The 12,529-nt window shown below is 34.5% G+C and carries 6 protein-coding genes, 2 tRNA genes and 3 rRNA genes; all 11 read right to left on the bottom strand.

Features of this window, described 5'->3' with window-relative positions; genetic code table 11:
* Nucleotides 1–36: 36 nt before the first annotated feature.
* On the bottom strand, nucleotides 37–1,134 hold the full coding sequence (locus EII29_RS10275; RefSeq protein WP_125237441.1) for an FtsW/RodA/SpoVE family cell cycle protein: 1,098 nt from the start codon (nucleotides 1,132–1,134) through the stop codon (nucleotides 37–39).
* A 34-nt stretch (nucleotides 1,135–1,168) separates the two neighbouring features.
* Nucleotides 1,169–2,536: a UDP-N-acetylmuramoyl-L-alanine--D-glutamate ligase gene (gene murD, locus EII29_RS10270; protein WP_125237440.1), complete on the bottom strand. Its 1,368-nt coding sequence runs from the start codon at nucleotides 2,534–2,536 to the stop codon at nucleotides 1,169–1,171.
* A 55-nt stretch (nucleotides 2,537–2,591) separates the two neighbouring features.
* Complete coding sequence (mraY, locus tag EII29_RS10265; RefSeq protein ID WP_125237439.1) at nucleotides 2,592–3,680, bottom strand: phospho-N-acetylmuramoyl-pentapeptide-transferase; 1,089 nt, start codon at nucleotides 3,678–3,680, stop codon at nucleotides 2,592–2,594.
* Between the two features lie 18 nt (nucleotides 3,681–3,698).
* Nucleotides 3,699–5,099: a UDP-N-acetylmuramoyl-tripeptide--D-alanyl-D-alanine ligase gene (gene murF, locus EII29_RS10260; protein WP_233573312.1), complete on the bottom strand. Its 1,401-nt coding sequence runs from the start codon at nucleotides 5,097–5,099 to the stop codon at nucleotides 3,699–3,701.
* A 45-nt stretch (nucleotides 5,100–5,144) separates the two neighbouring features.
* The gene (locus EII29_RS10255) at nucleotides 5,145–5,729 is read right to left on the bottom strand and encodes a D-glycero-beta-D-manno-heptose 1,7-bisphosphate 7-phosphatase (protein ID WP_125237438.1); all 585 of its coding nucleotides are present in this window, start codon (nucleotides 5,727–5,729) and stop codon (nucleotides 5,145–5,147) included.
* Between the two features lie 34 nt (nucleotides 5,730–5,763).
* The gene (locus EII29_RS10250) at nucleotides 5,764–6,249 is read right to left on the bottom strand and encodes a hypothetical protein (protein WP_125237437.1); all 486 of its coding nucleotides are present in this window, start codon (nucleotides 6,247–6,249) and stop codon (nucleotides 5,764–5,766) included.
* 1,199 nt (nucleotides 6,250–7,448) lie between these two features.
* Nucleotides 7,449–7,562, bottom strand: a 5S ribosomal RNA gene (rrf, locus tag EII29_RS10245).
* A gap of 58 nt (nucleotides 7,563–7,620) precedes the next feature.
* A 23S ribosomal RNA gene (locus EII29_RS10240) occupies nucleotides 7,621–10,534 on the bottom strand.
* 80 nt (nucleotides 10,535–10,614) lie between these two features.
* Nucleotides 10,615–10,690, bottom strand: a tRNA-Ala gene (locus EII29_RS10235).
* 22 nt (nucleotides 10,691–10,712) lie between these two features.
* Nucleotides 10,713–10,789: transfer RNA gene (locus tag EII29_RS10230), tRNA-Ile, on the bottom strand.
* A 55-nt stretch (nucleotides 10,790–10,844) separates the two neighbouring features.
* Nucleotides 10,845–12,356: ribosomal RNA gene (locus EII29_RS10225) — 16S ribosomal RNA — on the bottom strand.
* The 16S, 23S and 5S rRNA genes sit together here with 2 tRNA genes alongside, the layout of an rRNA operon.
* Nucleotides 12,357–12,529 lie beyond the last annotated feature (173 nt).

Genomic DNA, 12,529 nt, shown 5'->3' with positions numbered 1-12,529 from the left:
CTCCATTTCTTGATTATATATCGATTTATGAAGTTTTTATTCCCTTTCAATCTCCTGTTTATAAAGAGATTTTATTATGTTATAAACTATTCCCAAAGCTGCCATTGTTACAATAGTCGTGCTTCCTCCATAACTCAGTATAGGTAACGGAATACCCGTAGACGGAACAAGCCCGATCACAACAGCCAGATTTCCTATTATCTGAAGGGAAAACATTGAAAGAATACCTATAAGAAGATATTTTGCATACATATCTTTTATTTTTATTATTGTAATCAATATTATTCCGAGTAAAACCATATACAAAGAGATTAGCAGTATCCCTCCTATAAATCCCGTTTCTTCAGCATATCCTGAAAATATATAATCTGTATGTATTTCAGGTAAATAAAAATATTTCTGAAATCCGTTTCCATAAAATTTTCCTATTAACCTTCCGCTTCCTATTGCTATGAGTGACTGTTTCAGCTGATAAACTTCATCATTATCCCCTAAATGTCCTAATATCCTCTTTACTCTATAAGGCATTGCAAGTATAGCACTTACGCCTAATGTTCCGAGACTAAACACTACGAATAAAAACTGGTTCAATTTTACTCCTGAAACAAATACCATCGTCAGCCCGATGACAACTATCTGAACCGTACTGCTGAATGCTTTCTGAGAAAGAATAAGAAATGCGTAAGCCATTATTGGAAGCAGAAGAGTAAACAATATTTCAATACTTTTCTTTTTTTTCTTTTTCAGAAAATCCATAAGTCCTGCTAAATATATAATCAAAATAAGTTTCGCAAATTCTGATGGCTGTATACTCAATGAACCGATTTTAATCCATCTTTGTGCTCCATTAACTTCCCTACCAAACAAAAGAACCGCACCAAGCAATCCAAGCCCTGAAAAATAAAGAAGTCCCCTTATTTTCTTATATTTTGTATATTTAAAAAAAGCTGTAAACATAAAGAACGCTGTTCCTATTATAATCCATACAATTTGTCTTGTAAGGAAATAATAGTGATTATTATATTCTTTCAGACCTCTCGGAAAACTTACACTTGCAATCATGGCAATACTCAACCCGATTAATATTATCATTATTATAATAAGAGTTGTTCCCAAAATTCTTCTGTTTTTCAATATTATCTCTCCCGAATTTTATAATATATTTTATTTAACCTAAAATTTTTTCCGTTAATTCTTTAAAAACCTTTCCTCTGTGTTCAAAGTTCTTAAACTGGCAAAAACTTGACGTTGCAGGTGAAAACAGTACAACTTGCTCTTTGCTGAAATCCATATTTTCTTTCAAATATTTTAAAATATTTTCCACTGTTTCCATATTACTGTATTTTAAATATCGTACTGCCTGAAGCTCTTTTTCCAGCAAAGGAGCATTTTCTCCTATTAAATAGACAAAATCGATTTTTTCTTTTATTTTTTTTATTAATTCATCATTGGAAATCTTTTTATCATCTCCTCCGCAAATTAATATCAAAGAACTTTCAAAAGAGTCTATTGCCTTTAAAGTAGATTCTACATTAGTTCCTTTAGAATCATTTATAAATGTTGTTTTTTCTTTTATAAAAAAATTTTCCAGTCTGTGTTCAAGAGACTTTGTATTTTTTAGAAACTGTATAATTTTTTCATTGGAAATATCCAGTATTTTTGCAGCACCTATTAAAAACAGCATATTTTCGAGATTATGCTTCCCTTTCAATGCAATTTCCTTTATATGCATAAGTTTTTCAGCAACTTTATCCACATTCTCATCTCGATGAAATTCTATTCTTTCATTCAAGTTTTTCATAATATAAATATTATCTTCATGAACAAAAACAGTTCCTTTTTTTTCAGTGCTTAAAAACATTTTTTGAGCTTTTATCTTTTCATTTATATCTTTTATATTATTTATTTTTTCAAATTGTTCATCATCAAGATTAATCAATGCAAAGTCATTTTTATCCTGCTTTTCAAAAATATTGAATTTTGTAATATAGTAATCTTCAACGGACTTATATCTTGTCAAATGATCAGGAGTCAGATTTATTATACCCGCTATATGAGAATGTACTTGAGGATTGTTTTCCAACTGATAGCTACTTAATTCCAAAACAATATAATCCAATATCTCTTCATCAGCTACAAGTTTTGCAAAGGAGTATCCGGCATTTCCTGCAAGTTTTACATTATATCCGGCATATTTCAGAAGTTCATACATTTTTGTGCATGTAGTTGTTTTTCCGTTTGTTCCTGTAAAAGAAATAATTTTTGTATTTTTATCCATATATCTGTATGCCAGATCTATTTCAGAAATTACCTTTACTTTTTTTTCAGATGCTTTCTGAAGCAATTCCGCTTTCCATGAAATCCCGGGACTTTTCACTATAAAATCTATATTTTCTCTGTTTAAAAGGTCAATTCCTTCTGATGAAGGTATCCCTCCGTTATCATCTATTAAAAATACTTCATATTCTTTTTTTTCAAGGAGTTCTTTTGCCCCCATTCCGCTTAGCCCTTTACCGAATACCATAGCTTTGCTCATCTGTTTTCCTCTTTCCAAGTTCTGAATTTTTGTGAATTTTTCAATATTTATAGATTTATCTTAATTTTAATATAACAAATGTAAGCAGACACATCATTATTGTCACTATCCAAAATCTTATTGTAACTTTTGTTTCAGGTATACCGAGCATTTCAAAATGATGATGTATAGGTGCCATTTTAAATACTCTTTTTTTAAATGTTTTAAAATGCCATACTTGTATCATTACTGAAAGTGCTTCCAAAATAAATATAAAACCTGCAATAGGAAGAAGCAATTCCTGTTTTAAAAAAATTACTATTATACCGAGTATTCCTCCTAATGTTAATGAGCCCGTATCTCCCATAAATACTTGTGCAGGATAAAAATTAAACCATAAAAAACCTATAAGAGCACCTACCACTGAAGCTAAATACACCGTTATTTCGGCTGCATCTCTTATATGATATAAATTCAGATATTTTGCATATTCATAATGTCCTGTCAAATATGTAATTATAAGTAAAGTTACACTTACTATAATTATTGGACCACTTACAAGTCCGTCAAGACCATCGGTCAAATTTACCGCATTTGACGACCCGATTATTACAAATATCATAAATATAAAGAAAAATACCGGTGTTATATATATATAAGAATGTTTTATTAGCGGATTTATAACTGAAAAATCTAATGTTTTATTTATTATTCCGTATTTATACACAAATCCAAATGTCAAACCTGTTATTATAAGCTGTCCTAATATTTTTTTCTTTCCTGAAAGTCCACTTTTATGTTTTGTGAGTTTTAAATAATCATCATAAAATCCGATACATGTAAATAAAACCGTTATTATAAATAAAAATATAATAAATTTATTAGTAAAATTTCCTGAAATTAATATGGCAAATAATATTGCTCCTATTATTAACAGACCTCCCATTGTAGGTGTACCTGACTTTGTCTGATGTGTTTGGGGACCATCTTCCCTTGCCGTATCTCCATATTTTTTCCTTTTCAGCCATGCAATAAAAGGTTTTCCGAATATAAGCATAAATAAAAATGCAATTGCAAAAGCTATTGACGCCCTTAATGTTATTGACTTGAATATTCTTAACACTTTCCAGTTATTTATAAATAAATATTGCAAAAAATACAACATCATATGCTCCTTCTCAGTTTATTCAATGATTTCTTCCAGTTTCATTCCTCTTGATCCTTTAATCAGTATAACTTTTCTATCAGTAATTTTTTTTAGTTCATTTTTTATTTTTTCTTTATTATAAAAATGAAAAATTTCCGTTTTTTTTAAATTTTCTTTTTCAAAATTTTTTTGTAATTTATCATATAGACTCTTCATTCTTGTTCCATATAAATATATTTTATCCAATTTTGTTTTTTCAATAGTATCCGAAAGTAAAGAATGAAGTTCCAGTTCCTTTTCTCCCAGTTCCAACATATCTCCTAAAACTGCGGTTTTTATTCTATCATTATAAATTTCGGAAAATGTTTCCAATGATTTCTCCATTGATGAAGGACTGGCATTATAAGCATCATTTATATATACGGTTTCTCCTTTCTCAATTATCTGAAATCTCATATCCGTAAGTTTTATATTATTTATTGATTTTTCAATATACTCATTTTCCACTCCGCATTCTTTTGCTACTGCTACTGCCATTACAATATTTAATATATTATGCTTACCCAATACATTTGTTTTAAATGATTTTTCAATAATATTTCCCTTTTTATCTTCAAAATATTTCAAAGAAAAATTAGTTCCGTTTTCATCAAAATCCACATTATTGTAATAAAAACACAAATTTTTATTATTTATAACATTTTTTTCATTTTCCATATCAAGAACTTTTATTATTTTTAAAGTATTACTTTCCAGTTTTTTTAAATAACTGTCATCTCCATTTATAATTAAAGTTTCTTTTGTATAAGGTAATATTTCTGTTTTTGCCTTAAAAACATTTTCTCTGTTATAAAGGAACTCCAAATGAGAATCGCTGATATTTGTAATTATACTTATGTCAGGATGTGCTATTTCTCCGAGAAGGGCTATTTCTCCAAAACCGCTCATTCCCATTTCCAAAATTATAAATTCATCATCTTTTTCAAGACGAAGTAAAGTGAAGGGTAATCCTATATGGTTATTATAATTCCCTTCTGTTTTCTTTCCTTTATATTTAGCTGACAGGAGCTGATATACCATGTCTTTTACAGTAGTTTTTCCGTTACTCCCTGTAATTCCTATAACTTTTACATTTAATTCTTCTCTCCATTTTTTTGCAAATTTCTGTAAAAATAAAACTGTATCATCCACAAAAAAAGCTCTATTTTCATAATTTTCTTCTATTTCAGTATTCTTGTCGTCATATACAACATATGCCCCTTTTTTTAGTGCTTCATTAACAAATTTATTTCCACCTCTTATAGCTAAAAATAAATCTCCATTTCCTATTTCCTTTGAATTCATTGAAATTTTATTTATTCCGACATAATTTCCTATATCAGTATTTTTACTATTTATAATATTCCAAAATATTTCATTTTTGTCCATTTTTTCCATTGAATTATCTCCAATTTTACATATAAGTCATATTATAAGATTATATCACTTGACAAAAGATTTTTCAATATAATTTTCAATATAATCCGCAAATTCCGAGATATTATTTACGATTATCGGTTTCTGTTTTAAATTTTTAAGTTTTTTTTCATTTTCTTTTCCATAGCCCGTTCTTACAAGAACTGTATTTATTCCTAAATTTTCAGCAGGTATCAAATCAGAAATCCTGTCACCTATCATATAGGACTTTTTAGTATCAATATTAAATTCCTCAATTGCTTTTAAAAAATTTCCCATAGCGGGCTTTCTACATTTACATTCAATCCCATAATTTCCTGTTACATCAGGATGGTGAGGACAGAAATATGTTCTTTGTATTTTTATTCCTTTTTCATACAAGTCTTTTTCAATATATTTTTCCAATTTAAAATAGTCTTCTTTAGTGTAATATCCTTTGGCAATTCCTGCCTGATTAGTTATAATTACAAATTTATATCCCAATTTTGATAAACGTTTAAGCGAATTTATCACTTCTTTTTCATATTCAAAATCTTTTATTTCATATAAATAAGATTTTTCAACATTAATTACTCCATCACGGTCAAGGAGAATAAATTTATTGTTTCTCATATTACATTCCTTCCGTAAATATATTTTATTTTTATTATATATTTTCTTCGGCTTTCATATCTCTGTCCTCAGGCAGATATATGTATTCCAGCAATTCATCTTTTCTCATTCCTCTTATATTCATAGTGAAAAATATCTTATCATCTAAAATATTTAAGGCACCGTAATAAACGTCAGGTTGACATTCATATTTTTCTTTTAATATAAATTTATTGTTTCTTATTTCAAATTCAAATATTTTCTCATATTTTTCATTTCTGAAATGATAAAATTCAATACAAGAATCATGAAAATACCACATTTTCCTGTCTAAATATTTCCCTCCGTTATCAAGTATTATTTCATCCAGAAAATAAAGCTTGTTATAATCCAACGTAATTTTTACCGTTCCGCTTCCCATATAATTCCAATTCATCTGAGAATTACTTAAACTTTGGGCTTTAAAATATAACTTTTTAATATTCTTCATTATTTTAAAAACCGACATAATACCGACATCAATTTTTTTATTCTCTTCCATAAACTCACCTTTTAATAAAATTTTACTTTTTTTACTTAATTTGATATATAAACAGTATATCAAAAAGAAGTCTCAAAATAAAGAAAAATAATAATTATCAATATTTTAAAAAAGTCTATATTCCTTTAAAAAATCTCTCGCTATTTTTATATTTCATTAAAATTACATCTTTTTAAAACTTTAAAAAATTCTCTATTTTTTTATTATCTTAGTTTTATACTGTTATCTAATCCATTTTGATAGCCTAAAAATTATAATTTAAGTATTGAAACTATCTCTTAACAATTTTTATCTTCATTTCCTACAAAAAACTGAATAGAGATACGCAATCTCCTGACAACTATATTTTCAGCTTCATAAAATAATCATTAATACTGAGCTTTTGTCACAAAAATATCAAATTAAATCTAAAACTCAATCAATTAATTTTACATTTTTTTCTAATATTTTTTATCTATCATTACTCAATGAAGAAGAGAAAGATAAATTGTAGTTATAAATTGCAATATCAGATGTGTTCATTTTTACTAAATACTATCATTAAAAATCTATAAATCAAATTCTTTTAATCTAATTTATATAATATCAGTTTCCAAAAATTAAAAAAGTTTCTTTATACAGTATGTCGACATATTAAAAAATTAATAATGTTTATTCAAATACATTTTTATTACAAACTTTCTATTATTTTTGATTTCTAATATTAATACTGTTTATAATTTTTTTATGTACTTAATATTAACTATATTTTACACAAGTTAAAAAAAGTTTTGCTGTATATTTATTTCCCATGATAGACTTAATAGCAAAGGGTTAAATAAAATTTTGTTGCTTTAAAAATTTCTATACTCTATTAACTTTTTTAAGTCATCAAATTTTTCTAACTTATAAAATATTTTTATTATTTTTCTGTTTTTTATCAATCTATTATTTATACTATGTTAATTTATATTTTTACTTAAATTAAATAACATATTTTCTTAACTCTATACTTATTTTATCACAAAATTGAATGTGCTAAAATCATTTTACAAAATATAAATTTCTTTCTTATGTTTTATTCAAAAAATATAATATTTATTTTTTATCTATACAAACATCAGATAAATACAATTTATTAAAAATTTTTTAATAAAAAATAACACTCATTTTAGAAATAAATTCTAAAAATTAAATGTTATTTTTTATCATATAAAAAAGTTTGGCGATTACCGATTTTCCCTAGATGAACTCTAAGTATCTTAGGCGTAAACAGACTTAACTGCCGGGTTCGAAATGTAACCGGGTGTATCCCTGTTGCTATCATCACCAAACTATACATACATTGTAAAGACAATGAGAAATAAATAGTAGTAGTAAAAGAGAAATATATATTAAAAGCTAACGTAATATTAGTACCGGTCAGCTAAATGTATTACTACACTTACACCTCCAGCCTATCTCCACCTGTTCTCGATGGTTACTTAAAAGAACACTCATCTTAAAGTGGGCTTCTCACTTAGATGCTTTCAGCGATTATCCCTTCCAAACGTGACTACCCGGCCATGCCACTGGCGTGACAACCGGTACATCAGAGGTTTGTCCATCCCGGTCCTCTCGTACTAAGGACAGATCTCTTCAATATTCTTACGCCTGCAGTGGATAGGGACCGAACTGTCTCACGACGTTCTGAACCCAGCTCGCGTGCCTCTTTAATGGGCGAACAGCCCAACCCTTGGGACCTTCTCCAGCCCCAGGATGAGACGAGCCGACATCGAGGTGCCAAACACTTCCGTCGATATGGACTCTTGGGAAGTATCAGCCTGTTATCCCCGGGGTAGCTTTTATCCGTTGAGCGACGGCCCTTCCATTCGGTACCGCCGGATCACTAACTCCTACTTTCGTACCTGCTCGACCCGTCAGTCTCGCAGTCAAGCTCCCTTTTGCGTTTGCACTCTCCGGTTGATTTCCATCCAACCTGAGGGAACCTTTGAACGCCTCCGTTACTCTTTTGGAGGCGACCGCCCCAGTCAAACTGCCCACCTAGCACTGTCTCATTAACTCCAAATCAATGATTAGAATTTCAACAACATATGGTTGGTATTCCAACGATGACTCCTCTAAAACTGACGCCTTAGTATCTCAGTCTCCCAACTATCCTATACACACATTGCCAAAACCCAATGCCAAGCTACAGTAAAGCTCCACGGGGTCTTTCCGTCCTACTGCAGGTAATCGGTATCTTCACCGACATTACAACTTCACCAGGTCTCCAGCCAAGACAGCTCCCAAATCATTTCACCATTCGTGCAGGTCGGAACTTACCCGACAAGGAATTTCGCTACCTTAGGACCGTTATAGTTACGGCCGCCGTTCACCGGGGCTTCAATTCGAATCTCTCAATCCTCCTCTTAACCTTCCGGCACTGGGCAGGTGTCAGCCCATATACGTCGCCTTTCAGCTTAGCATAGACCTGTGTTTTTGGTAAACAGTTGCTTGGGACTCTTCACTGCGACCTATTTCTTCTCAAAGTGTTTCTCTTCTCAAATATATTAGGTACCCCTTCTCCCTAAGTTACGGGGCTATTTTGCAGAGTTCCTTAGCTAGAGTTATCCTGTCGGCCTTAAGTTTCTCACTCTGTCCACCTGTGTCGGTTTTCAGTACGGGCACTATATCTCTAAATAGAAGTTTTTCTCGGCAGTGTAGGATCTGTAACTTATACTTACGTACTTACCCATCAGGTCTCATATTTAAATATACGGATTTGCCTATATATTCATACTATTCCCTTAGAAAGACTATTCCGTCAGTCTTCTCACATACCTTCCTGCGTCACTCCATCTCTTATACAATCAATAGTGGTATAGGAATATTAACCTATTTTCCATTCGCATACGCTTCCTAGCCTCTGCTTAGGTCCCGACTCCCCCAGGGCGGACAAACCTTCCCCTGGAAACCTTGGACTTCCGGCCGGAGGGATTCTCACCCTCCTTCTCGCTACTCATTCCTGCATTCTCACTTCTGATACCTCCAATATACCTTTCAGTACACCTTCTTCGGCCTACAGAACGCTCTCCTACCAATCACTTTCGTGATTCCACAGCTTCGGTTTATGTCTTAGCCCCGTTACATCTTCGGCGCAGATACTCTCGACCAGTGAGCTATTACGCACTCTTTTAAGGTATGGCTGCTTCTAAGCCAACCTCCTGGTTGTCTATGAATATCCACCTCCTTTCCCACTTAGACATAATTTGGGACCTTAGCCGGTGGTCTGGGTTGTTCCCCTCTCGTCCATGGACCTTGTCATCCATAGACTCACTCCTAATCATCAATATATGGTATTCGAAGTTTGCTTGACTTCGGTAAGCTATACGCCCCCTAGGCCATACAGTGCTCTACCCCCATATATCTAAATTAAGGCTGCACCTAAATGCATTTCGGAGAGAACGAGCTATCTCCTAGTTCGATTGGCTTTTCACCCCTAAACCTATCTCATCTCCCAACTTTTCAACGGCGGTGAGTTCGGTCCTCCACTGAGTCTTACCCCAGCTTCAACCTGGACAGGCCTAGATCACTAGGTTTCGCGTCTATGACATGCGACTGTCGCCCTCTTAAGACTCGGTTTCCCTTCGGCTCCGCTTACTTAACCTCGCCACACATCATAACTCGCAGGATGATTAACCAAAATCCACGCAGTCACACTCTCGTGCTCCTACCGCTTGTAAGCACACGGTTTCAAATTCTCTTTCACTCCCTTGCTAAGGGTTCTTTTCACCTTTCCCTCACGGTACTCTCCTCTATCGGTCAACTTAAGTATTTAGCCTTACGTGATTTGGTCCACGCTGATTCACACCAAATTCCTCGTGTTCGATGCTACTCGGGTCCTTTAACTCATTAACATAATCTTACGTCATACAGGACTGTCACCTTCTTCGGTATAGCTTCCCAACTATTTCCACTTCAATCATATTAACTTAAACTTTATGGCTATCTGTTTAGTAAAGTCCCTCTACCCCATATATGCAACGTCGCCAACTTCATACACATACATGGTTTAGGCTGCTCCCAGTTCGCTCGCCGCTACTTTGAGAATCGTTTTTACTTTCTTTTCCTCCCGCTACTTAGATGTTTCAGTTCACGGACTTACCCCTCTCGTGTATATCCTCCAGATATACAGGTTCTCCCATTCGGATATCTGCGCCTATTTCGGTTATATGCACCTTAACGCAGCTTTTCGCAGCTTATCACGTCCTTCTTCGGCTTAAGTTGCCTAGGTATCCTCCGTGTGCCCTTAATTCGCTTTTTAACATTCCAACTCTAAATCATCCCTGATTCCATTGTTTCTCTTTTACCTACTATTCATTTCCCATTGTCCTTTTTTACTCTTGGTGGAGATAAGCGGGTTCGAACCGCTGACCTCTGCCTTGCAAGGGCAGCGCTCTCCCAACTGAGCTATATCCCCATACAAACATTCCCTAAAATCTTGGTGGGCATGACTGGACTCGAACCAGTGACCCCTGCGTTATCAGCACAGTGCTCTAACCACCTGAGCTACACGCCCTCAATCTTAAAGATTAAACATAAAAAGAAGCAGATGTATATTCTATACTCCTTAGAAAGGAGGTGATCCATCCGCACCTTCCGGTACGGATACCTTGTTACGACTTCACCCCAATCACTATTCACACCTTAGGTACCTTCCTCCTTACGGTTAGACCAGTAACTTCAGGTGCAAACAACTCTCGTGGTGTGACGGGCGGTGTGTACAAGACCCGAGAACGTATTCACCGCAACATTGCTGATTTGCGATTACTAGCGATTCCAACTTCATGAAGTCGAGTTGCAGACTTCAATCCGAACTTAGAACAGCTTTCAAGATTTGCTCCATGTCACCATCTCGCTCCTCTTTGTACTGCCCATTGTAGCACGTGTGTAGCCCAGATCATAAGGGGCATGATGACTTGACGTCATCCCCACCTTCCTCCTGCTCTTCGCAGGCAGTCTCGCTAGAGTCCCCAACTTAATGATGGTAACTAACGATAAGGGTTGCGCTCGTTGCGGGACTTAACCCAACATCTCACGACACGAGCTGTCGACAGCCATGCACCACCTGTCTCTCAGTTCCCAAAGGCACAATAGTACTTCTACTATCTTCTGAGGATGTCAAGATCTGGTAAGGTTCCTCGCGTTGCGTCGAATTAAACCACATGCTCCACCGCTTGTGCGGGTCCCCGTCAATTCCTTTGAGTTTCAACCTTGCGGTCGTACTCCCCAGGCGGATCACTTATCGCATTTGCTTCGGCACAGACAGTCTTCCTGCCCACACCCAGTGATCATCGTTTACAGCTAGGACTACCAGGGTATCTAATCCTGTTCGCTCCCCTAGCTTTCGCACTTCAGCGTCAGTTATCGTCCAGTGAGCTATCTTCATCATCGGCATTCCTACACATATCTACGAATTTCACCTCTACTCGTGTAGTTCCGCCCACCTTTCCAATACTCTAGCATCACAGTTTCAAAGGCAAGCTTATGGTTGAGCCACAAGTTTTCACCCCTGACTTGCTATGCCGCCTAGATGCCCTTTATGCCCAATAATTCCGGATAACGCTCGCGACATACGTATTACCGCGGCTGCTGGCACGTATTTAGCCGTCGCTTCTTCTACAGGTACCGTCACTTTCTTCTTCCCTGTTGAAAGCACTTTACAATCCGAAAACCTTCTTCGTGCACACAGAATTGCTGGATCAGAGTCTCCTCCATTGTCCAATATTCCCCACTGCTGCCTCCCGTAAGAGTAAGGGCCGTATCTCAGTCCCCTTGTGGCCGTCCACCCTCTCAGGCCGGCTACCTATCATCGCCTTGGTATGCCTTTACCACACCAACTAACTAATAGGACGCAAAGCTCTCTCTAGGCATCCCTTTTCATTATACAGTCATGCAACTACATAATTATATCAAGTCTTATCAGAAGTTTCCCTCTGTTATCCCTGTCCTAAAGGTAAGTTCTTTACGCGTTACTCACCCGTCCGCCATGGTTACCATAGTACAAGTACTACTTCCCCATCGACTTGCATGTGTTAAGCATTCTGTCAGCGTTCATCCTGAGCCAGGATCAAACTCTTCATTCAATAATTTATTCTTACCACCTTAATAACTTATCTCTATTCCTATCACATCTTCTTTTGCTTCTTCTTATGTTTTCATTGTCCTCGTCAAACACTCTCGCAATTGACAAAATCTATATTATCAAATTTATTAACCTTTGTCAACTACTTTTTTCCCTTTTTTTTTCTTTTTTTTC

Source organism: Leptotrichia sp. OH3620_COT-345, assembly GCF_003932895.1.
Classification (GTDB): Bacteria; Fusobacteriota; Fusobacteriia; order Fusobacteriales; family Leptotrichiaceae; genus Pseudoleptotrichia.
The sequence above is the reverse complement of the archived record's forward strand: the minus strand, read 5'-3'. Positions and strand labels throughout refer to the sequence as shown.